Annotated in this window: 22 protein-coding genes and 2 pseudogenes; 11 read left to right on the top strand and 13 right to left on the bottom strand. The window is 68.1% G+C overall.

Annotated elements, in window-relative coordinates; genetic code table 11:
* The first annotated feature begins 491 nt into the window (after positions 1-491).
* Genes OG965_RS02240 through OG965_RS02230 form a run of 3 tightly spaced genes read left to right on the top strand, consistent with a single transcriptional unit; the run spans position 492 to position 2,711 of the window.
* Entirely contained in the window at positions 492-1,316 is an 825-nt protein-coding gene (locus OG965_RS02240; protein ID WP_371648498.1) for a hypothetical protein, read from the top strand.
* A gap of 28 nt (positions 1,317-1,344) precedes the next feature.
* Positions 1,345-1,860, top strand: coding sequence for a hypothetical protein (locus tag OG965_RS02235; protein ID WP_371648496.1), 516 nt, complete (start codon positions 1,345-1,347; stop codon positions 1,858-1,860).
* Between the two features lie 8 nt (positions 1,861-1,868).
* Positions 1,869-2,711 carry a hypothetical protein gene (locus tag OG965_RS02230; RefSeq protein WP_371648494.1) on the top strand — a complete coding sequence of 281 codons (843 nt, stop codon included), beginning with the start codon at positions 1,869-1,871 and terminating at the stop codon, positions 2,709-2,711.
* Positions 2,712-2,733: 22 nt separating this feature from the next.
* On the opposite strand, the gene OG965_RS02225 is transcribed toward OG965_RS02230, so the two are convergent.
* Positions 2,734-3,557 (bottom strand): IS5 family transposase gene (locus OG965_RS02225; RefSeq protein ID WP_371656821.1). Its coding sequence is split into 2 segments (ribosomal slippage): positions 2,734-2,976 and positions 2,979-3,557, totalling 822 coding nucleotides; the frame shifts between segments, so codons are not numbered across the junction.
* 45 nt (positions 3,558-3,602) lie between these two features.
* The gene (locus OG965_RS02220) at positions 3,603-4,187 is read right to left on the bottom strand and encodes a DinB family protein (RefSeq protein WP_371648491.1); all 585 of its coding nucleotides are present in this window, start codon (positions 4,185-4,187) and stop codon (positions 3,603-3,605) included.
* 5 nt (positions 4,188-4,192) lie between these two features.
* Here OG965_RS02220 and OG965_RS02215 point away from each other — a divergent pair, with 5 nt between their 5' ends.
* Complete coding sequence (locus OG965_RS02215; protein ID WP_371648489.1) at positions 4,193-4,321, top strand: hypothetical protein; 129 nt, start codon at positions 4,193-4,195, stop codon at positions 4,319-4,321.
* Between the two features lie 68 nt (positions 4,322-4,389).
* Here the strand turns inward: OG965_RS02215 and OG965_RS02210 are convergent.
* Positions 4,390-4,566: pseudogene (locus tag OG965_RS02210) on the bottom strand (polyprenyl synthetase); the annotation flags it as partial.
* 300 nt (positions 4,567-4,866) lie between these two features.
* On the bottom strand, positions 4,867-6,207 hold the full coding sequence (locus tag OG965_RS02205; protein WP_371648486.1) for a lipase family protein: 1,341 nt from the start codon (positions 6,205-6,207) through the stop codon (positions 4,867-4,869).
* Positions 6,208-6,449: 242 nt separating this feature from the next.
* On the opposite strand from OG965_RS02205, the gene OG965_RS02200 reads away from it, so the two are divergent.
* Entirely contained in the window at positions 6,450-7,769 is a 1,320-nt protein-coding gene (locus OG965_RS02200) for a PucR family transcriptional regulator (protein WP_371648484.1), read from the top strand.
* 84 nt (positions 7,770-7,853) lie between these two features.
* On the opposite strand, the gene OG965_RS02195 is transcribed toward OG965_RS02200, so the two are convergent.
* Positions 7,854-8,333 carry a transglycosylase SLT domain-containing protein gene (locus OG965_RS02195; protein WP_371648481.1) on the bottom strand — a complete coding sequence of 160 codons (480 nt, stop codon included), beginning with the start codon at positions 8,331-8,333 and terminating at the stop codon, positions 7,854-7,856.
* Between the two features lie 599 nt (positions 8,334-8,932).
* On the opposite strand from OG965_RS02195, the gene OG965_RS02190 reads away from it, so the two are divergent.
* Complete coding sequence (locus tag OG965_RS02190; protein ID WP_371656820.1) at positions 8,933-9,316, top strand: DNA glycosylase AlkZ-like family protein; 384 nt, start codon at positions 8,933-8,935, stop codon at positions 9,314-9,316.
* Positions 9,317-9,507: 191 nt separating this feature from the next.
* Positions 9,508-10,014 carry a DinB family protein gene (locus OG965_RS02185; protein ID WP_371648479.1) on the top strand — a complete coding sequence of 169 codons (507 nt, stop codon included), beginning with the start codon at positions 9,508-9,510 and terminating at the stop codon, positions 10,012-10,014.
* On the opposite strand, the pseudogene OG965_RS02180 reads toward OG965_RS02185, so the two are convergent.
* Positions 10,012-10,164: pseudogene (locus tag OG965_RS02180) on the bottom strand (transposase); the annotation flags it as partial. The gene OG965_RS02185 and the pseudogene OG965_RS02180 sit on opposite strands and share 3 nt — an antisense overlap.
* 205 nt (positions 10,165-10,369) lie before the next feature.
* On the opposite strand from OG965_RS02180, the gene OG965_RS02175 reads away from it, so the two are divergent.
* Positions 10,370-10,780: a RidA family protein gene (locus OG965_RS02175; RefSeq protein WP_371648477.1), complete on the top strand. Its 411-nt coding sequence runs from the start codon at positions 10,370-10,372 to the stop codon at positions 10,778-10,780.
* Here the strand turns inward: OG965_RS02175 and OG965_RS02170 are convergent.
* The 4 genes from OG965_RS02170 to OG965_RS02155 all read right to left on the bottom strand — a co-directional run bounded on the left by OG965_RS02170 (position 10,726) and on the right by OG965_RS02155 (position 15,473).
* Positions 10,726-11,175, bottom strand: a complete 450-nt coding sequence (locus tag OG965_RS02170; protein ID WP_371648475.1) for a hypothetical protein — start codon at positions 11,173-11,175, stop codon at positions 10,726-10,728. The two genes, OG965_RS02175 and OG965_RS02170, sit on opposite strands and share 55 nt — an antisense overlap.
* Before the next feature lie 1,099 nt (positions 11,176-12,274).
* Complete coding sequence (locus OG965_RS02165) at positions 12,275-14,035, bottom strand: M4 family metallopeptidase (RefSeq protein WP_371648473.1); 1,761 nt, start codon at positions 14,033-14,035, stop codon at positions 12,275-12,277.
* A gap of 636 nt (positions 14,036-14,671) precedes the next feature.
* Complete coding sequence (locus tag OG965_RS02160) at positions 14,672-14,992, bottom strand: hypothetical protein (RefSeq protein ID WP_371656819.1); 321 nt, start codon at positions 14,990-14,992, stop codon at positions 14,672-14,674.
* 232 nt (positions 14,993-15,224) lie between these two features.
* On the bottom strand, positions 15,225-15,473 hold the full coding sequence (locus tag OG965_RS02155) for a response regulator transcription factor (protein WP_371648471.1): 249 nt from the start codon (positions 15,471-15,473) through the stop codon (positions 15,225-15,227).
* 647 nt (positions 15,474-16,120) lie between these two features.
* Between OG965_RS02155 and OG965_RS02150 the strand changes: the two genes are divergently transcribed.
* The 3 genes from OG965_RS02150 (at position 16,121) to OG965_RS02140 (ending at position 17,844) form a co-directional block, all read left to right on the top strand.
* A complete protein-coding gene (locus OG965_RS02150; RefSeq protein WP_371648469.1) occupies positions 16,121-17,011 on the top strand; it encodes an SGNH/GDSL hydrolase family protein in 891 nt (296 codons plus the stop codon).
* A 269-nt stretch (positions 17,012-17,280) separates the two neighbouring features.
* Positions 17,281-17,625: a hypothetical protein gene (locus OG965_RS02145; protein ID WP_371648467.1), complete on the top strand. Its 345-nt coding sequence runs from the start codon at positions 17,281-17,283 to the stop codon at positions 17,623-17,625.
* A 66-nt stretch (positions 17,626-17,691) separates the two neighbouring features.
* Positions 17,692-17,844, top strand: coding sequence for a hypothetical protein (locus tag OG965_RS02140; protein ID WP_371648465.1), 153 nt, complete (start codon positions 17,692-17,694; stop codon positions 17,842-17,844).
* A 216-nt stretch (positions 17,845-18,060) separates the two neighbouring features.
* On the opposite strand, the gene OG965_RS02135 is transcribed toward OG965_RS02140, so the two are convergent.
* From OG965_RS02135 to OG965_RS02125, 3 genes are all read right to left on the bottom strand, one after another.
* Complete coding sequence (locus OG965_RS02135) at positions 18,061-18,156, bottom strand: hypothetical protein (protein ID WP_371656818.1); 96 nt, start codon at positions 18,154-18,156, stop codon at positions 18,061-18,063.
* A gap of 791 nt (positions 18,157-18,947) precedes the next feature.
* Positions 18,948-20,189 carry a DUF2993 domain-containing protein gene (locus OG965_RS02130; protein WP_371648463.1) on the bottom strand — a complete coding sequence of 414 codons (1,242 nt, stop codon included), beginning with the start codon at positions 20,187-20,189 and terminating at the stop codon, positions 18,948-18,950.
* Between the two features lie 435 nt (positions 20,190-20,624).
* Positions 20,625-21,047: a hypothetical protein gene (locus OG965_RS02125; RefSeq protein ID WP_371648461.1), complete on the bottom strand. Its 423-nt coding sequence runs from the start codon at positions 21,045-21,047 to the stop codon at positions 20,625-20,627.
* Positions 21,048-21,154: the final 107 nt, after the last annotated feature.

The raw sequence follows: 21,154 nt of genomic DNA, 5'->3' as shown, positions 1-21,154 counted from the left end.
CGCGGCGGGTGGCGATGTAGTCCGTCCGGTCGCGCTTGGCCAGGATTGCCCACCGCGTCGCATTGCTCACGCTGATACCTGTGACTTCAGCCAGGATTGATGCCGGAACGTCGGCGGCCAGGGCAAGGCGGGCAGTGCTTTGCCCCGCCGTCGGAAGGTCCGCCGACTGAGCGGGAGGGTGCGGCGGGTCAGCGCTTTTGGAGCGGGTGCACGTTGTCCGGGGTGTCTTCGGCGGGCGGGGCGGCCGAGCCCGGTGGCGATGGTACGGCCGTCGGCGGGCGCGGCGTACTGGTGAAGAGGCGGTATTCCGGCCATGCGCAATTCCTCGGTGCTCGCTACTCGGCCCCGGAGGAAGAGCGACCGCAAGCGTCGCTCTGGAATGGCCAGCGGACGGCGTGTCATACAGATGAGTGGTAGCTGTCTGCTACTTTCGTGACGTTAGGTGACTGATGGGACTCCGGCGCGGGACGATCAATCGAGGAAGTGCGCCCATGCACCCCAAGCGTGAACAGATCCTGCGAGAGTTCGCCAAGGAAGGGTTGGCCCAGCAGGTGCAACGCCTGCGGGCCGACGAGCACCGACGTATCGTGCAGACCCGGGCCCCTGTCGTGGTCACCCCGCACCCGGCGCTGCAGGACTCGACCGACTATCTGCTGAAGCCGATCAAGGGCACGGTGCTGCTGTTCTGGGCGCGGCCGGGGACAACTTTGATCGGAGTGCTGGAGAAGGCCTACTCGACCGGCGATGAGAGGGTCCTGCGACAACTGAGCGCGGACTTCCAGGAACAACTGGACACACGGCCGGTTCAACCGATCGACGTCGCCTTCGAGAAGCTTCTCTCCGCACCGGTCTACTTCGACGTCATGTATGGCAGCAGAACAGTAGCCTCAAGCCTCGCCCTGGTCGACGAGATCGACTACGGGGCGGTGGTGTTTGCCTACAACGGAGGCGAACTCCGAGATGCCGACTTCCAGATCATCGAGCGCTACCGGGACTTCGAGCGCGCCTCGTATGACACGCTGATCGTGAAGACGGCGCCTGACCTGTCCACCGTTGAGCGGCAGGCAGTCGATGCCGTCCCCGAGCATCTACTGGAAATGAACGTCGCGCACACGATCATGTGCCCACTCGCCTGCGTGGCCATCGCCGCCGTCGTGATTGCCCTGGTCACGTGCGCTGGTGGGTGCAAGATGCTGCGTGAACGACTGGACGAGGTGGAGCTCACCGAAGAACAGATCAAGCGGCTGGGGTCGTTGGCCTCAGCCCGCGATCTGCTGTCGATGCGCCGGGAGATCCTCGATGAGTTCGGGGTTTGAGTAGAACAACCGAGTGGGTTCGGAGAGTATGAACCTGTCAGTCCTCTCCAACGGGATGGTGGTCGCAGCCCTGGGCGGCTATTTCACGCTGACCGTCCTCTATAACGTGGGCCTGAAACAGGCTGGCGTTATCGGCAAGCTAGAAGCCTTAAGTTTGCTGCCCAAGTGGCATTTCTTCGCCCCGCATCCGGGAACGCACAACCTGTACCTGCTCTACCGCGACGTCTTCCCGGACGGGACCGTCGGCAACTGGACGATGCTGCACGGCATGGACCGCTTCAAGAGCCCCTGGTCGTGCGCCTGGAACCCGACGAAGCGGTTGAGAAAGGCACTCTTCGATGTCATCACCTCGCTGCGCATGGAGAGCGAGGTCGACGAGCGTCGGCACTTGATCAAACTGTCCACCCCGTACCTGCTCCTTCTCCATCACATCTCGTCGATCCCCCGCCCCACCGGAGCCATCGCCACGCAGTTCCTCATCATGCAGAGCCACGCCGACCAGCCCGCGCTCCCGATCTTCACCTCGGAACTGCACCCACTGTAATGACTGAGTTGTTCACCACCCCCGACGAGGCGATCCGGGCCGTCTTGCTCATCGCGACACTGGGCGTCTCGCTGTCGCTGGTCGAGGACATGCGCCGCAGCGACGTGTTCGCCCCCACGGGCTTGCTGAGCTGGACTGTTCTGAGAATCACGTCCCAGCCGAGCACACCCCGACCGCTGTGGCGGGTGCTGAACCGCGTCTTCGCCCCGGCCCCGTTCGCCTGGATCATGCGACTCGCGCTGGCCTCGTCGTTGTGCCTGGCTGCCACGCTGCTCTACCTGCCCCACGCCTCGGCCATCATCGCGACGCTCACGGCTGCCGTGCTCTGCTGGCTGCTGCTGATGAACTGCAGGACCGTGTTCGGCCTGGATGGTGCGCACCACATGCACATGGTCGTTTTCGGCTCGTCGGCGCTGTTCTTCCTCGCGCCTGCCGGGTCGCTGGCCAGCATGCTGTGCGTCGTCTTCATCGCCGCCCAGGCAGTACTGGCCTATACGGTGTCAGGTGTTGTCAAGCTCTTGGGGCCGATGTGGCGCCGAGGTGAAGCGGTGACCGGCATCATGAGCACCTGCATTTATGGCAGAGCCTGGTTGTGGCGGTTCCTTCAAACCAGACCAGCCGTCGCCAGCACGGTTTGCTGGTCAGTGATTCTCTTCGAATGCTGCTTCTTGCTGACCCTTGTCGCCGGGCCAGGGCTGCTGCGGACACTGCTTGTTCTCGGAGTGCTGTTCCACGGCGCAGTCGCCGTGTTCATGGGCCTCAACGGCTTCTTCGTCATCTTCATCGCGACCTATCCGGCCGTTGTGTACCTCAATCACCTCATCGCCGGCCACGGTTTCCTGAGTCGGTAATCGCCGGCGATAAGAGGGTGTCTCACGTGTCAAGTTTCGCGGGCTTCTTGTAGCAGGTGAGGGCGGCGGCCAGGCCGAGGGAGGCGAGGAAGTGCGAGTCCTTACGTTCGTGTCGGACGGTGAGGCGGCGGTAGCCGAAGCGCCAGGCGGTCGACCGTTCGGTCTTCCAGCGGTGTCGGCCGAGGCGTTCGCCGGACTCGGTGCCGGGCCGCGCGATGCGCGCGACGAGCCCGCGCTCGCGCAGCCAGGCCAGGTGTGTTCGGCGGAGAAGTACGCCTTGTCCGGGCGGAGCGTGACGGGTCGGCGCCGCCGTGGTCCCCGGCGGGACCGGACGGCGGGTATGCCGCGGATGAGCGGTTTGAGGGCGAGGCTGTCGTGCATGTTCGCGCCGGACACGGCGACGGCAAGCGGGATGCCTCGGGCATCGGACCGCCCGTGCAGCTTGCTGCCCTTCTTGCCGCGATCGACCGGGTTCGGCCCGGTCAGCGATCCCCCCTTTTTTTTTGCGAGTACGGAGGCCGCGTCGACGATCGCCGAGGTCCAGTCCACCTCGCCCCGGGCCCCGAGTTCGTCCAGCACTGCCCGGTGCAGCCGACGCCACAGGCCGGCCTCGGTCCATACCGTGAAGCGGCGATGTGCGGTGGCGGGCGACGTGCCGAATGTCGGCGGCAGATGCCGCCAGGCACAGCCGCTGGTCAGCGCGTACACCACTGCCGTGAACACGGCCCGCTCGTCACACGGAGCGGTCCCGCCACCTTGCGGACGAGCAGCGAACGACCCCAGCAACGGGGCGGCCGGCTCCCAGAGTTCATCAGGAACCAGACGCTTCAATCGATCAGCACCCACGACCGGCATCATGGCGCACGAACATCAAGTCACGTGAGACACCCTCTAAGTCTTGATGGGTGCGGCTGATCTGGCGGCCTGCTCGATCTTCGCGCAGTAGGCTGTACGGGCTTCCTCGTCGGTCTGCGTCTCGTGTTCGGCGCGCAACCCGGTCCGGCCGTCGAGGCCCTCGCGCAGGATATCTGCGTGCCCGGTATGCCGGGTGGACTCGCCGAGGACATGGGCCATGACGGCGAACAGGTTTGTGTTGGGATAAGGCGCCGGCCACCACGGCACGTGGCCGGGGGCGTCGAGGGGAAGGTCGTTGATCGTCGCGTCCGAGTGTTCCCACGTGCGCCGGTAGAACCCGATGATCTGATCGCGGGTCTCGTCCTCGGTCGCCCACTGATCGCTGCCGTCGGAGTCCTGCCACCGGGGCAGCGGTTGCGGGGAAGGGCGGTCGAAGACCTCGCCGAAGTACCTGGCCTCGACGGTGGCCACGTGTTTGACCAGGCCGAGGAGGTTGGTCCCGGTCGCTGTCAAAGGCCGGCGGGCGTCGTATTCGGACAAGCCGTCGAGTTTCCAGAGCAGCGCCTTGCGGTCCCGCCGCAGTCTCCCGTGCAGGTTGCCTTTCGCGAATTCATCGATCATGCGGCATGAGCCTGCCATGGGCTGCTCGTGGTCTCAAGATCCCGTACGTGGTCCGCAACGACTGGCAGAGCCGAGGCCCGGCCATGGCCGCCGCCCTGACCGGCTACAAGAAGCTCGCGAAACCTGCCACGTGAGACAACCTCTGTTGCAGCTGCTGATCCTGGGCGCGCACAGGAGAGAAGAGGCCAGATGCTCGGTGCACTGCGTACCGGTCCATCACCAGGCGGCCGCGCGCCAGCAGATCGTGCTCGGCGTCCGCCGCGAGTTCGGCGGCGTCCGAGCGGTGTAACGCTGCCCACACGGTCCCCAGGGCCGAGCCCAGTGTGCTCACCGTCAGGTCGGCAAGGCCCGCCGCCAACAGGACCGTCGTCTCGTCCAAGCCCCTGTGCCGTCCCGTATCCCCAGTCTTGGCACCTCCTCACCTGCGGCATGGCCGAGCGGGCGCCCGGCATATGCCATCACTCCCAGAACCGCGGCGCACCCTGTCTGCGGCCGCAGGAACTCACGATCGGGTGATGAGATCGTGCGTCCGTGCGGACCGGCCGCCACCGCCGCTCACGGGGGCCCGGTGTATCCACCCCGCGCGAGCGTCGGCTGTGAGTGCCGCGGTTCGACAGGAGCTCCGCGCGCTCGACGGAAAACGCGGCGATGCCGGGCTCTGTGAGGGGGCGGCCACGGATCACGACAGCGGAACGGGCTCTTCCGGGGCGAGCGAGTTGCCGCTGGAGATCCGGCCGCAGTCGGACGGCGCTGTGCGGCCGGCGAAGCGGTCGTTGAGCCAGCCCAGCGCGGCGGGTGCCCAGGCGAGGGTCGCGCCCGTGTGGCTGAGCAGTTCGTACTGGCTGTACTTGACTGCGGAGCTGCCGGTGGCGCAGTACTGGCGGGCGAGTGAGCGCACGTCGCCGGCGACCATCACGCCGTCGCCCGTGCCGATGCCCGGGCGGTTGCTGAAGGTCCCCTCCAGGACGCCTCCGTTGCCCTGGCCGATGAACCCGGGGACGGCCGGGGTGGCGGCAGAGCCGAGGTTGAGCTTGTTCATCGCCGTCAGGAAGGCGGGGATCGAATTGGGGTTGGCGTACTCCGGTTTCGCCATCTTCTTCCAGGTCAGCCCCGGGTAGTGGCCGAGGGCGTTGATGATCGAGCCGCGCTGAAGGTCCTTGTAGACGCTCAGACCGTAGCTGTTGAGGTAGCTCTTCAGGTCGATGCCGTACGAGCGGGAGACGCCGATCACGGCCATGGGGATGACGCCGGACCAGGCCAGTGAGCCGTCGACGTACTTCAGGTTGTGTGCCGGGTCCACGAGCAGGCCGCCCTCGGCGTAGCCGACCAGTCGGCGGTTGACGTCCGGTGCGTAGCTCGGCGCGAGCGTGGCGGCCCAGTTGGTCGCGATGGCGCCGCCCGAGTAGCCGATGAGGCCGAACGACGTGGTGGAGTTGAGCCCCGTCTCGGCCGCTTTCGTCGCGGCGCGGATGGAGTCGAGGGTGTTGGTTCCGTACTCCGGTCCGGCGGCGAAGTTGGCCTGCTGCCCCTCGGTGTCCGGGATGACGAGGTTGTAGCCCTGCAGCAGCAGCGGCGCGATGAAGAGGGCCTCCACGTTGGGGATGGCACCGCCCAGGGTGACGTCGCCGGCGATCGCCCGGGAGGGGCTGTCCTCCGGGTTGAGCGAATCGTAGAACGACTGGTAGGAGACGGCCTTGCTGCTGTCGCCGGTCAGACTGCGCACCACTGTGGTCACGTTGGCGGCCGGGCGGCCCTGGGCGTCGGTGGTGCGGTACAGCAGCTGGACCGCCTTGAGGGGCGTGGGGATGCCGATGACGTGGTACTGCAGGGTCCGCGTCTTGAGTACGGTGCCCGGCGCGAACGAGGACAGCGGCTCGCTGCCGGTGTAGGCGTAGAACGGGTCGCTTGCCGAGGCCGTCGCGGCGGCCGGTGTGGCCGCGACGGCGGTGGCGGCGGGCGTGGCGGCCATGGCTGCGGCGGCGACAGCGACGGAGATCAGGCGAACAGCTGCCTTGGACATGCGGTCCTCGATTCCTGGGGGAGCGACGCGTCGGCAGGGGGCTGGTGTGCGACACGTCGGGTCGGCCGGGGCGGCGGTCCCCGGCAGGGGAATGCGGTGAACGATGCGGCCGAGGTCCTGCCGCATCTGGCCATCCACTAGCCAGTCGTGTTACCAACCAGTAGGTGATGTCCCGGAAACATCATGGGGCTCGTCGGCGGCCCAGTCTCCGGGGCGGGGAACAGAGATGTGCGAGGTGAATTGTGACCGGATCCAACGCTGTGGAGCGCAACAAGGTACCGCGGTTCGGCGGTGTGCCGGTGCACAAGCGGCTCCAGGACGCAGCTGGCGCGCTGGAGCGTGCCGTGATGATCCGGCTGGTCGAGCGGCTCCCCGTGTACGGGACGCTGCCGGCGGAGCACCTCGGCGGCGACATCGCCAAGCAGGTGACCCGCGGTATACGGACTTTCGCTGGGGTCCTGCGCACCGGGGAGATGCCGGGGCAGGCCGAGGCGGCGGCCATCCGCGAGTCGTCGGCCCGGCGCGCCGACGAGGGCGTACCGCTGGAGGCCGTCGTCGGTGCCTACCACCTCGGCGCGGAGGAGTGCGCCGCCCAGGTCTTCTCGGCGGCCGAACCGGGCGACTTGGCCGACGTGTTGATGGTGCAGCGCCAACTGCTCGCGTATCTGCGGTTGGTGAGCTGCGAGGTGGCCGCCGGGTATGTGCAGGAGCGGCAGACCGCGCTGAGTGACGAGCAGGTCGCGCTGCAGTCGCTGCTGTCGCGGCTGCTGGAGGGTGGCAGCCCCCAGGGCGCGGCGGACCGGGCCGGTATTGAGCTGCCGGCCTGCTACCTGGTGCTGAGCATCGCGATGGGGCCGCACCCGGACGAGCTGGTGCCCGGTGTGAACCATGCGGTCGCCGCCCGCCGCAAGCTCCGGCGGTTGCGCAACGAAATCCAGCGCCAGACGAGTGGCGTTCCGCTCTCCGTCCTGTCCGGCGGGGGTGGGTTGGTGTTGATCCCGTACGCGACTTCGCCGGACGACTTCGGCCGGGCGGACCGGGCACGGCTGTCCGATCTGGTCGAGCAGCTCGGCCGGATGTGCGGCGCCGAGCTACTGGCCGCGGCGACGACCGCGGCGCCCGAAGGGGTCGCGGAGGCCGCCCGGCTCGCCGGGGAGGTGCGCGCGGTGGCGGAGGCGTCCGGGCGGGGACCCGGGCTGTACCTGCTCGACGACGTGCTCTTGGAGTACCAGTTGAGCCGGCCGAGCCCGGCCAGGGCCGGGCTGGCCGCACTGCTCGACCCGCTGGACGACCGTCCGGAGCTGCTCGACACGCTGCGCGCCTTCCTGGCGCGGGGACTCGACCGGCGCCGGGCCGCCGCCCGGCTCCAGGTGCACCCGAACACGGTCGACTACCGGCTGCGCAAGGCCACCGAACTCACCGGTCTGGACGCCTCCCGGGGCGCCGACACCCTGACCTTGCGCGCCGCCCTGGCCGCCCACGACGCGGTAGGCCAGGCCAAACCGGAAGTAACCCGGCCCGTGACACCCACGCCGCCGAACTGGGGGTCGGCTCAAACGTAGCCTCCTCCGGTGCGTTGGAGCCTTGTCCGGCGTGCTTGGGTGTGGGGCACAGCTCTCCGCAGCGGTGCCCCGTATCGAAGGGGGTCAGTACCCGGAATTGACGTTGTCGATGGAGCCGTAGGTGTGGGCGGCGTAGTTGCAGGCGGCGGCGATGTTGGCCACGGGGTCGAAGATGTCCCATGCCGTGCCCGCGACATGGAAGCTTCGGAACGTGGGGTCGATGACTTGGAGCAGCCCCTTGGAGGGGGTGCCGGCGCGGGCGTTGGAGTCCCAGTTGTTTACGGCGTGGGGGTTGCCGCCGGACTCGCGTTTGATGTTTCGCAGGATGCCGGCGTAGGAGCCGGGGATGTGCTTGGCCTTCATGACGGCCAGAGCCCTGCCGATCCACTGGTCCAGGACGCGGGAGGACACCTGCGGTGTGCTCGCGGGGCGAGGGGCCGCGGTGGCAGGGGGAGTAGCGGTCAGAGTGAGCGCCGCCGTCGCGACGATGGCGACGGTACCGGCTGCGGACATGGCACGCAGGCGGGCGGGCAGGCAGGTCAGGACAGACGTGGAAGCAGACATGGCGGGGGTACCTTCCAGCGCGAGGTGGATGAACAGCGGCCTCGACTCAAACCTCGTGTGATGCACGGAGGTTGGTCCAGAGAAACCGTGTGTGCACATGGTGAACAACCCTGAACCGAGCTGGCAAGGGCGCACACACTCTCGCACTCCGAGGCAACCCTCTTCAGGGGCAGTGGAGTTCCAGGAGAGGTATATGTGTGGCCCTGCGACCGCGAGCCGTAGACGAGCCCCGCCATATGGGGTGCCATATACCGTCGGCCGATGTGTTCATGGGGTACGCCACGATCACACCATGAGTGTGAGACAAAGGGGTTGGTGGGTGTGGGCGGTTGTTCTGTCGACCGACAAACACCCTCGATAGGCCTGCTGCGGGGTGTTGCCCCGTCGGTGCCACGAGGTCACGCCACCTGCGGCGGCCTGTGCTCGGCGGCCGGCCGACTACGCCCACAGCGAGAAACGTCGTCTGCGCGTGCAGGTTGCAGTCGCTGTATGCGGAGTCGGGCGGACAATCAGGCTGTGCCGTACGGGCTTTCACGGGCTGAGCGCGCAGTGACCGTTCAGGTGGCCGTTTCCTCTTCTTCGGGCCGGGCGGGTACGCACTGCTCCGCGAACGGCACCGCAGTTGTGCGGCCTCCGCCGCCTACCTGGCCGCTGACATCCCCACCCTGCGCGAGCAGATCACCACGCTCCCCGGCAAGCCCTACGAATCCCGCCAACGCGTTTCCGCCCCGATCCTCGGCGTCCTCGCCGTCGAGGGTCGTATCCGCCGCGCTCGCCCCGCCGGCTCCTGGACCTCCGCCCAGTTCCGCTGGGCACCCGCCGACCCCCTGCCCCAAGTCCCCGCCTCCGACACGAAGACCCGGCTGGCGCGGCAGTATCTCGCCGCCTTCGGGCCCGCCACAGCCGACGACCTGAAGTGGTGGACCGGCTGGAGCCTGACCGACACACGCAAGGCCCTGGCCGCCATCAGCGCCCGGACGTGAAGCAGGAACTCCATCTGGTCGCCCCCCTCGGCGCGCTCGATGACGTCCAGGGCCTGTCCGGCGGATCTTGCCGGGCGGCCCACCGGCGCTGACTGGCTGTGGCGACCCAGCGGGCAGGAGCTGATGGGGCAGGTTGGGCCCGCCGTTAAATGCCTCGACAGCGGTCGCGGTGATCGGGGACGCTTCGCGCGATGACCAGAATCGACGACACGCCGCCCGCGTGGGACGAGCGCACCCAGCTCGCCACGTTTCTCGACTACACGCGTGACACCGCCCGCGCCAAGTGCGATGGCGTCTCGGCGGAGAACGCCCGCAAGGCGCTCCTGCCGGGCTCACCGCTGATGACTGTGAGCGGAGTGATCAACCATCTTCGCTGGGTCGAGTACTACTGGTTCCAGGTGGTCTTCCTCGGCGAGGAAGACCGGGGCCCCTGGACCGATGAGGACCCCGACCGCGAGATGCGTATCGCCGTCGACTTCCCGCTCACGCAGTTGCTCGACGAATACGCCGAACAGAGCGCCCGTTACCGCGAACTGGTCGCCGGGAATGGCCTGGACAAGCAGGCCCAGCGAGCCATCCGCGACGGCCTCCATGTCGACCTGCGCTGGATCCTCCTTCACCTCACCGAGGAGACGGCCCGCCACAACGGCCACCTGGACATCCTGCGCGAGATGCTCGACGGCACGACCGGCGACTAGGTCCCGGCACGGTACCCCCGTGCGCGGTCGGTACAGGATCCCGTTGATGACGCTGCGGTGGCCGGCTCAGCGGCCGCCGCGCTGCCCGGACTTCGGCAGATGCGGCTTCAGCCGGGCCCACTCCACATGCGTTAAATCTCCCCGCTCCATGCTCACGCCAACACCCTGGCTTCGTTGATGTCTAAGAACAGCGTTTGTCGACTGGTTCCGGAGTCAGTTGGTGATCATGCGGTTCGTGAATGTCGAGCAGAAGTGACGGCGTTCTCGCGGGGCGGCGAGAAAAGGGAAGGCGGAGCCAACTGGCCGTTGGCAGGATGTCCGCGCTGAACACCCGAGGGGAAAGGACCCCACGACCGTGGCTCGTGCCATCACTTTGATCCGCTCCACCGCCCTGTCCGACGTCGCCGAGTACGCCTACGCGGCCACGGCGCCCGCCGAGTCACGCCTGATCTTCCTTGCAGGGGCGTGTCCGCTGAACGATGACGGCTCCACAGCAGCGATCGGGGACTACGCGGGCCAAGCGGCGAAAGCCATCGCGAACATGCAGGCCGCTCTTACTGCCTCAGGCGCGTCACTCCAGGACGTCATCAGCACACGGGTTCTCGTCGCATCGGCCCGGCGGGAGGACCTGGTGGCCGCCTGGCAGGTTGTCCGGGACTCGTTCGCTGACCATGACGTTCCCAGCACGTTGATGGGCGTCACCGTGCTCGGCTACAAGGACCAACTCGTCGAGATCGAGGCCGTCGCCGCCGTGCTCGATTCTTGAGACCTCTTCCAGGGACACCGCAAACGCGGGATGGCCAGGCGTCCGCCAGGACGGCTGGCCATCGAGGAACGTAGGCTGCGGTCGCTCTCGATGCCGAAGTGCGAGCGGAAGGCGACCACTCCGCCCAGGGTCCGCAGTGCGTGTACGTGGCCTTCGAAGAAGGCTTCCTGGCCGCAGGAGGCGAACACGCGGTGGACGGCCTTGCCCGAGTACGACAGCCGGAAGGAGAAGAGGTAGCGGGTCACCAGCTCGCCGGCCAGGCGCACGGTCACGTCACCGAAGTCGACCTCCGCCTCGTGGCCCGGCAGGTGAGTCTGCGGGACGAACGCCTCCAGCGATGCCTTGCCGGATTCGACCAGGATCTCGGGCCTCCGGCCGGCAGCGTAGTAGCGCACGACGCCGTAGGAGACGTCCGCCCCATGCTCCTCGACCAGCCGGTGGAAGATCCGAGTGACCGTGTGCCGCTGCTTGCGCGGCGCGTCCAGATCCCGCCCGCAGGATCTCGTCGATCACCGCCTTGTACGGGTCCAGCGTCGTGGTTCGGGGAGGCAGCTTCTTACGAGGCTCCGGCCAGGACGAATCCAACGCCTTCCGCACCGTCCGCCACGTCACGCCGTGCTTGCGCTCAAGCTCCCGCATCGACATGCCGCCGCGATGGTCACGCCGGATCGCCGCGTACGCGCAGGGACTTGAGGAACTTCCCCTTGCTGTCGGCCGAGAGTGCTGTGAAGCCCTTGAGTACTTCCTTGGCCTCGGGGTCGGAGGCTGCCTTCTTCAGAAGTAGGCGGTGTATCCGGCCGGGGTGTAGACATCACCGCCGACTGCGGAGGCGGCATGCGCGGCTCCGGCCGACGCCTAGCAGCCCGGTCGCAACCGTGGTGGATAGGAGAGTTCCCGTCAGGCGGCGACGGAAAGAGGTGATGGCGTGGGCAGTGGTGCCGTTCATTTGGTTTTCCCCCATGAGTTCACTTGGCCCTCAAGGCCTGTGAACGGAGTCTCGGACAGGGTCGGCTCCCTACGCCATCCGCCGGTTGGCGGGTGGGAGCCGACTGACCGGTGGGTGGCGCGTCGCCGCAACTCGGCCTGGTGTGGCGGTGGCGGGAGGCAGGACCTGGACAGGCCCGGACGTGGCGAGAGATCGTGGTCACCGCTGCTGCCACTGGCCGCCGGTCCTCCGTCGTTCAGCTCGAAGCCAAGCCCCGCCATCTCCCGCCACAGCGCGCCCGCACCCTGTACGGGCGCCTCGCCTCGCCGGTACGAGGCGTTGCGAGCCGTCACGACCTCAGCCGGAGGGCTACTTCGGAGTGTCGTCGATGGCCCAGAGATGCGGATGCGAGGTCTTGGCCGAGCGGTCCATCAGCCGGGGCACTTCTTCGGGGGTCAGTTCCCCACCTCTGCGGGCAAGTGCGCCCAGGAGGCCACCCACGAGGTGTACGAGGACAACGGTTGTCCATCACCGCACCCGAACAGGCCAGAACAATCCGACTGAACTGCCTAGTGTCCGATCCCCCCGCGCTGCGGGGTGTTGGCTTCGGTGACGTTGACGGCCGCCCAGGCCCGGTCCACTGCCTCGTACTCCGCGGAGCCCTGGCCGTAGCGCTCCGTGGCCGCCTGGAGTGTCGCCTGGCGGGCACCGTGGAAGTCGGTGTTGTGGACCATGTGCCCGGTCAGGGCGTCGTAGAAGATCTGCAGCGCCTTGTCCCGGCCGATGCCCTCTACTTTCATGCCCCCGCGGGTGCGGGAGTTGTAGTGGATCCCATTGATCGTTTTGGGCTTGCTGCCCTCGGCGAGCAGGTAGAAGGCGTGCGAGGAGATGCCGGACCCGGCGTGCACCTCGCAGTCGTACTGCTTCGGATCCCACTCTCCGACCCCGCCCTCAAGCTTGTCCAGGGCCGGGTCGGCGAGGCTGCGCAGAAACTTCTGCTTGTTCATGCCGAGGCGTTCGCCGATGAGGTAGTTCGGGGGGTTGTGCGGGTTGTCGGTCGCGAACTCGGCCCCGACGGCGAAGATGTCCGCCAGCGACTCGTTGAGCGCGCCCGGTTCCCCGTACTGGCTGCCCTCACTGTCGACGCGGGCCCGCAGGCGGGCGGTCTGGGCGACTACGCCGTGGGTCAGTTCATGGGCGGTGACGTCCAAGGCCACCAGCGGAGTGGGAAAGTCCTTTCCGCCACCGTCGCCGAACACCATGCAGCCGCAGGTGGAGTCCCAGAAGGCGCCTTCCTGGTGGTCCCCATAGTGCACCAGCGCGCGGACCCCGACACCGTCGTTCTTGAGGCCGTCGCGGCCGAAGGTCTTCTGGTAGAAGTCGAGCGTGCTGGTGACACCGAACAGCGCGTCCACCGCGGCCGTGGCCCGGTCACCGGTCCTGCCGTTGCCCCACTTGTTGTCGGTGCTGGTGAATTTGGTGCCGGTGAACCTGTTCGGCGTCTGGCCGTTCGCGTCCCGGACCTCGGTGTTGCCGTGGGAGGGGTCCTTGAGAGTGAAGCCGGAGCCGGTCCTGGTGGTGGTCAACGGGACGGTGCCGCTGTACAGGGACCTGCCCTGCCCCACTTCCCCGGCAGTGGACTGCCCGGCGGCGCCGACCTTCCCGTTGCGCTCGCGCAGCGGGGTCCGCAGAGCACGGTGGACGAACGCCTCGCTGTCCTCCTCGTTGCTGAGCACCGTGCCCGTGGTGGCGTCGACGACCACCGTGCGGCCGCCCCTGTTCTCAGCCGTACGGGAACCTGTCACGGACACCCTGTAGGCGAGCGCCTGACGTTCCGAGCGGGCGTCCACAACGAGCTGGGCCGCGCCCGCGTCACCCTGGGCCAGGGCGGCGGCCTTGGCCCGTGCCTGCTCGGCGCTGAGCCGCGCGGCCGTGGCAGGTATCTCGACCTGGCGGCTCAGGCCGCGGGTCACGTCCTGGTAGGCGGAGTGGGCGTCGAGGTGGATGATGAGGTCGCCGCCGAGGACCTCCTTGCCGTAGTGATGCAGCAGGAACCGGACGTGCTGCACGCCGTTCCGACCGACCACCACGTCCGCCGTCTCCAGCGTGTCGTGCTTGCCCACGCCAGTGGCCGAGGAGTGCGCGTAGGCCGCCGCGCGGGCGGCCTCCACTGTCGCCTTCCGGTCGGTCTCGGAAGAGACGGAGGCGGTCCGCGCGCCCAGGGGTGCGGCGGATGACGGGAACGCGGTGGCCGCAGCTTCGGCGCCGATGGTGGCGGCCGTCGTAACGGCCAGGGCAATCGCCAGTCTGCGCAGATGGGAAGAGTGCATGATGCGCGAACGTCCTTACGCATGAGAGGGGTTGGGCGGTATCCGCACGCAGAGACGGTGGGGCCGTGCTCCATGACCGCCTGCCTGCCCGTCCCGGAGGCATCCCCGAACCCGTACGGCGCGTAGCCGTACACGCGGGTAGTGACCCTGAACACGCATGTGGGGTACGGGAGTTGGCGAGTTGGCAAGGAGAGGAGAAGGCAATCACAGAACCCGTCCGGGGCGGGAAGGAGCACCGCCCCCGAAATCGTCTCGGCCTGCGGTACCGTCATCCTGGCCCAGCCACCCCCCGCCGCGTCACCCGCCGATCAGCGGGGGTCTGCTCGGGAGGGGTGCTTGGTTGGTGCCTCAGCAGGCCCGGCAGCCGCCGGTCACGTTCAGACCCGCGACCGCTTGCTCGCCGGGAACGCCGCGTGCAGCAGGAGGCCCCGTCGCACTCGTGGCTCATGCGCAAGATGCCGTTGGGGAGGTGGGCGCGTTCACGTAGGTCAACGAGGCCGTGGCCGCCGGGGGCGAGGCCGAGGTCGAGTGGGGGCGCGGTGGGTGGGCTGTCGCGGATCTCGACGTGCAGGTGGCCGTCCTCGTCGTGAAGGTGGACGCGGATGGGGGCGCCGGGTGCGTGCTTGCGGGCGTCGGTCAGCCTTTCCTGCACCGTGCGGTAGGCGGCCCGCAGCACGGCCTCGTGTCAGGGGTCCGCACCCGGCAGGGTGAGCGGTAGGTCCAGGCGGGCGTCGATGTCCAGTTGGCTGTCGGAGATGGGGCGGGCAGGTCACGGGGGAGGGGCTGCGGGGCGAGCGTGTCCGTCGTACCGCCGGAGGCGCGCACCACCCCGACCATCTGGCGCAGCTCGTCCAGCGCTCGCGCGGACGTCCTGAGCACGAAGCGCGCCACCTCCCGTGCCTCCGTATCGGCGGTGGTCATCTGCGACGCCCCCGCCTGCACACTGACCAGGCTCACCTGGTGAACAACCACATCGGGTGTCTCCTGCGCCAGCCGCGCCCGCTCCGCCGACAACACCCGCTCCACCAGGAACGCCTGCTCCCGCTCCTGGCCGGGTCAGGTCCGCCGGGCACGCGGCGACGAGCTCGACGCGGGCGCCGACCAGGAGCCCGAAGACCGCCGGTGCGCCGACCAGCACCGCGCCGGGCGGACGGCCCCCGTTCGCCAACGCCTGTATCTGATAGATGAGTTACTCGGGATCGGCATCCTTCAGGCGGTAGCCGGCCGCTCCACCCGCCAAGGCGCGGTGGATGTACTCGTTCGGCCCGAACGACGTCAGCATCACCACGGCCGGCGGGTTGGCGAGTGCCTTGAGCTGTCGCAGCACACCCAAGCCGTCCAGGTCCGGCATCTGGATATCGAGGAGTACCACGTCGGGCCAATGCTCGGTGACGACGGCAGCGGCGTCCACGCCACTATCGGACGCGACCACCCGCATGTCCCCGCCGCATTGATGATCATCGGCAGCGACGAACGCAAAAGCGCCTCGTCGACCACGACGAGGCGCGGTCGCGGCGAACCGTCCTGCCGTGCCGCACTAATCCTTAAGGGTGCTCGGCCGCCCCCGCCGGGTCTGGGTATCGACGCACTTTAAGCGACCTCCTGCGCTCCGATCCAGCATTCGTGAACTTCCTCTCACATACCCCGGATCGCAAAGAAATTCAGAGCCCCTATCAGCCTGATAGAGGAGGATGAGAGATCCCCACCCTCCCCTAATGGGGAAGTCAAGCCGCCGGTCGGCGGATATTGCGGAACCCACCCCTCCGCTAACGTCTCAGCAGGTCGTTCCCACTGCTTCGGCTACAGCCCGGAGGATCTGCAGCGCACCACCGCGAGCCGGAGGAAGGATGCGCACAGGTCCGGGTCCCACCGGAGAATTCCTCCCGACCGGCCGAGAGAAGAGCTTTCCACACTGCGACCGGAGACCGTTCGCCAGCTGGGACAAGGATGACGGCCGCCGGAAGCGAGAACTCACCCAGTAAATCCAAGCCGGCAAGTTTCATCACGCACATTCCCCTTTCCTTGCTTCCCGCCGGCTGGTAGTACCTCCAGCTACAGAAATCCACTCCCCGAGGGATCCCTCACATGAAGATCTCGCGCATCACGGCCCACGCGTCCGCGATATCGCTGGCCACCGCACTCACCATCGCCTGGACAGCCACGGCCGACGCCACGGCCCGGCCGGCCGACACCGACACAGCTCCCCGGACCGGCTTCGACTATGTGGCGCTCGGCGACTCGTACTCGGCCGGGCTGGGATCCGGCGGAGCCCCCTACTCCGACGGCGAGGACAGTTGCCGCCGCCCTGGCTCGATGAACGCGTACCCGGCACTCTGGCACGCCGCCCACCCCGACGCCTCGCTCGATTTCGAGGCGTGCTCGGGGGCGAAGACCGACGACGTGATCAACGAGGAGCCCCGGGCCGGCCAGCACTGGCAGCTCGGCAACCTCAGCGAGGCCACCCGCCTCGTCTCCCTCACCATCGGCGGCAACGACATCGGCTTCAAACGCATCGGGGAGCTCTGCGGGACGACCGTGGATGCCCTCTGCTCCAGAGGACTCGCGAACGCGCAGAGCATCGCAACGTACGACCTGCCCGACAAGCTCGACACGGTGTACGACGCGATCAGAGCCAAAGCACCCAACGCCCGCGTCGTCGTCCTCGGCTACCCGACCTTCTACAAGGACGACGGCACCGGCTGCCACTACCCGAGCCTGAAGAAGAAGACGCACGACGCGATCGACGCCACCATCAAGACCCTCAACACCACGATCGAGAACCGCGTCAAGGGCCACTCCCGCTTCACGTTCGCCTCAGTCGACCCGTACTTCGCCGGGCACCAGGTCTGCTCCGGCGCCCCCTGGCTGAACACTCCCCCCAAGACCTCCCTCAAGGAGTCCTACCACCCCAGCGCCGAGGGGCAGCGGTACGGCTACCTGCGCGCCTTCACCAAGGTCGTCGGCAGAGTGGGCTGAACCGACCAGCGCCGTTCACGGGGCCGTGCGAAGCATCTGGTAGGCGCACATGAAACCCGTCAAACCCCGCCGGTCGGCGGGTTTCCGCCCCTGCCCCCGGCTTGGCAGGCTGGCCACGGCGGCCCCCCCCGAATCGCCGCCCGCGGGTCGGCCGGGCCCGACCGACCGGCACTCTCGCCGAGCCTCCTGGCGGATGTCTGCTCCTTCTGCAGAGGGAGGAAGGCTCCTCGGGCCTGTCCGGCGGATCATCGCGTCGTAGGCTCCAGGACATGCACAGCACCCTGACGGAGCACGCTCGGTGTCTATACGGAGACGAGTACCGACCCACACCGGAGTGCGACCAGAAACACCAGGAGCGTTACTTCGTTGAGGAGCTGACTTTCGCCGACGCGGATGCGATCCTCGCCATGTTGCGTGAGCTCTGTCCGCACGGGGTCGACGGACAGTTGCCCGTCTGGGTCCGGAACCTGTCCTATCGGCTAGTCCTTTTGCAGCGGCCGAACGAGTCAGTGCTAATGCGGGAGGCCGCCGAGAACCTGTGGCTGCACGGCCCGGACTGGGACGACATCGCAGCAGACCTAACGAGGCGGGCCGATGCCCTGGATGCCGGCTGACTATGGCCTGGGCCAGAGTCGGATCGAGGAGACGACTCCGACGCGGGGAATGTCCGGTCGTAGGGTATGACCACCTACGCCATCCAAACCGCCATCGACCACCCGCACACCGCCACCGAGGCCCGCCATCGCGTCGCCTGCCTGCGCGGACTCAACGGCACGCGATCGGCTCAGGCCACGAAAAGAGAACAGCACCGGTGCGGCGATTGGGCACGTTGATGCCAGATTGCATGCCCCATACCGAATCCGGATACTCGTGACTGACCGCGATCTGTCCATGTCTCGTTACGTGAGCGCAGCGAAGAGTTCTGAGCGCAGGGCTGGCCCAGTCTGCCGATCGGACTCGAAGGTCCGGATGATCTCTAGGGCTCAGCCCTGTACCAGTGAGACATGAGCCCCTCCAAGAAGAGGCTCATGAACTTCCTTCAGGACCCATTAGATGATCTGGACCTCAGGATGATCCCGCAGCCAGGACGCGAAGGTAGCTGCGGCCCGGTCGGCCAGGACGTCGACCGGGTGGTGGGTTGCCATGTCGATGAGGATCGTCGCGTAGTTCCGTCCCCTTCGAACGGCGAACTCGTCCACGCCGAGATGCGGCACCCGTCCCGACGAGGGGAGCGGAAGCGCCCGGATCAGCCGAAGCAGAGTGTCCTTACAGGTATTGATGGCTATGCGCCGGAACAGGCGAGCGCTTGGCCGACCGCCCAGGAACAAGGCCACGTCGGTGAGCTGGGCGGTAAGAGCGTCCGTCCGGCGTGCGTGACGACGGGTCAGGGACGGTATCTGCTCGGCGAACGTCCGACGGGCATAGTGATCGTTCCCGCAGACGAGTCGACGAGCTCGCAGTTCGGTTCGTACACGTCTGCCGGCGACCGGACGATCCGCCAGAGTCCCTGGTAGTAGCAGTGCACTTTTGAAGATCTCTGTCCGCATCCAGAACAGGCCGCCGACACGGCCCCTGGCCGCACGGCGACCCGGACCTCCGCATCCGTCAACACCAGCTGGTCGACCTCCACCGCGATAACCCGCAGAAGAAGATCCGCTACCTGCACCCCACCCATCACATCGGATGGCTGCCCAACTACCCCCAAATTAGGGACAGAGCCCGGAAGTGAGCCAGAACCCGTTTTCGTGAACACAGCCAACCCGCCAGAAATTCGACGAAACCATCGCTTTCACTCCGCCAGCAAGGCCCCAACTCTCCACCGCCGCTTGACCCGATAGCTGCATGGGGTGTCCTGTCCGCGGGCCGTACCCTCTGTGAGCCTTGTCCGCGGGCCGTGCTCAGTCCGGCACGGTCCGGGGCCGGATACCGCACCCCGTCACCGCCCTACCCCCACCTCCACCCCGGACACCGTCGCCACGACACCCCTCTCCTCCACGCGGACATCGCGTATCCGCAGCTCCTGCGCCTGGCTCGGCAGCGTGAACGAGAAGGACAGCCGGTCGGAGAGCTCCGGCGGGCGCATCGCGAGCAGGCCGGTGATCAGTTTCGGGTCGATGCCGATTTTGGACAGCAGCCAGGGGTGGTCGGCGACCACGTCGACCAGGTTGACCCGCGTCAGCTGCTCGACGAACTGGGGCGTGCCGACCAGCTCGTGCAGCTTCTTGTCGCTCCGCAGCGCCGCCCGTACGTCCTTCTCCGGCACCCCGAGCCGCCGCACCACCGCCGGCACCGACAGCAGCGCCTTCACGCGTGCCGTGTCCCGGCTGATGAGTTCGGCGGACTCCCGGTGCAGCGTCAGCCCCCGGTTTCGTCCCGGGCGGTAGGTGGCGATGCCCGGCATGTCGAGGCTCATGCCGTCGACGTCCGTGGACAGCCCGCTGGTGCCGACCAGCCGCACCTGGGCCCGTGCCCGTACGCGCAGCTCCTGCCCGGCGATGCTCAGCTTGCCGTCCGCGCCCACCGTGTCGTCGCTGACCCGGCTGAACTTGAGCCGGGAGGCGGTGAGTTCGCGGTTCATGTCGTCGAAGGACAGGGTGACCCTGCCGTCGAGGTCGCCGATGACCGCGCTGCGGATGATGTCGCTGGGCAGATCCCCGGTCAGCTTGATGTCACGCGCGCTGGCCTGCACCTTCGCGAGCGAGACCCGGTCGGCGGCCACGTGCGGCACGGTGACGTCCACCCGTTTCAGGTGCTTGTCCAGGATTTGGGTGAGGAAGGGGAAGCCGTGGATGTCCACCTGGGGAGCGGCCGCGAGGTGGAGTTCGTCCTGGAGCGCCCGCTGGGCCTTCTTCTCCGCGTACATCACCGCGCACCGGTCCGCGAGCACCAGGAATCCGACGCACACGACCAGCGCGAAGAGCAGCTTGGCCAGCCGGGGGAGCGCGGCGAGGGGACTGCGGCGGCGCCGTCGACTCCGCCTGGCGCGGCGGCCGTTACCGGACCGGCGGTGGTCGGGCGGCGACCACGGCTCGTCGTCGTCGGCGTGCAGACGGCCGAGGTCGAGGGGGAGGATCCGGGGCCGGGGCGCGGGGTCCAGATCGGGGTCGGGGTCGGCAAGTGCCGCCAGTTCGTCGTAGGGGTTGCGGGGACGGGACGGCATGCGTGTGGGGGGTCGCATCACCTCATTCCATCACACGTGCGATCTTCGTACGTGCGCGACAGGGGTGAGAGAGGCGTCCCGGTGACGCACGGCACAGCCGCACAAGGGCGGCCGCCCGCGCGTGCGGTGGCCGCCGCGAGCGCGCCCGGCCGGGCCGGCGGGGCGACCGCCACCGGGGACCGCCCCCTGGAGCGGCAGCGGGGCCGCGTGGACCACCGTCAGGCAACGCCAGGCCCGCCGCCGTCAGCGCCTCGGCCAGCACCGGGATCCGCGCGTCCGCCGCGATCAGGCCGATCGAGCCCTCGTGCCCCAGCGCCTCCCGGCAGGTGAGCGGGCGTAGAGGGCTTCGATCCGCTCGCCCGCCTGGCGGGAAGCGGCGTACGGGTCGGGCAACTCAGCGCCCCCGAGCCGTCGGCACCCCCGCACCGGATGGCGCAGGCGAGGGCATGCTGCTCACCAAGGCAGGGCGGGCGGGAACTGTGACCACGGCCGGACGGCCGGACGGGCGGCGGGCGGGGGCATTGTCGCCAGCAGCCCGGACAGCGCCGTCAGATACCCGGACCGGCCGGCGAGAGCAGCCTCCAGCCACTGCGTCTCGAACCGCAGCACGTCCGCGTCGAGGCTGTCGAGACCGGCGCCGGGAGCCATCGCCGCGTGGATGCGCTCACGCACGTGCAGCACCTGCTCCTCGGCCAGCGCCAGGAAGGCACGCAGCTCCAGGGCACGGACCAGCGCAGGCGAGCTGCCAGGGTGCACTGCCCGCTCGTACAGTTCGTCCAGCGGCGCGCCGAAGACCTGCTCCAGTACCGCGTCCTGACGGCTGGGCTTGCGGGTGCCCCGTAGGCGGTTAACACACGCTCGTACAAGTCGGCCCATCTCTGCAGCCTGAGTCGACGAAGGGTGTGCATGTACTCCCGAACGTCCGGTCCGTTAGGGCGCACGGTCTCGACCAAAGTGTGCAGAGACACCAGTGGGTTGACCAT

The sequence above is a fragment of the Streptomyces sp. NBC_00224 genome (assembly GCF_041435195.1).
Lineage (GTDB): Bacteria > Actinomycetota > Actinomycetes > Streptomycetales > Streptomycetaceae > Streptomyces.
The sequence above is the reverse complement of the archived record's forward strand: the minus strand, read 5'-3'. Positions and strand labels throughout refer to the sequence as shown.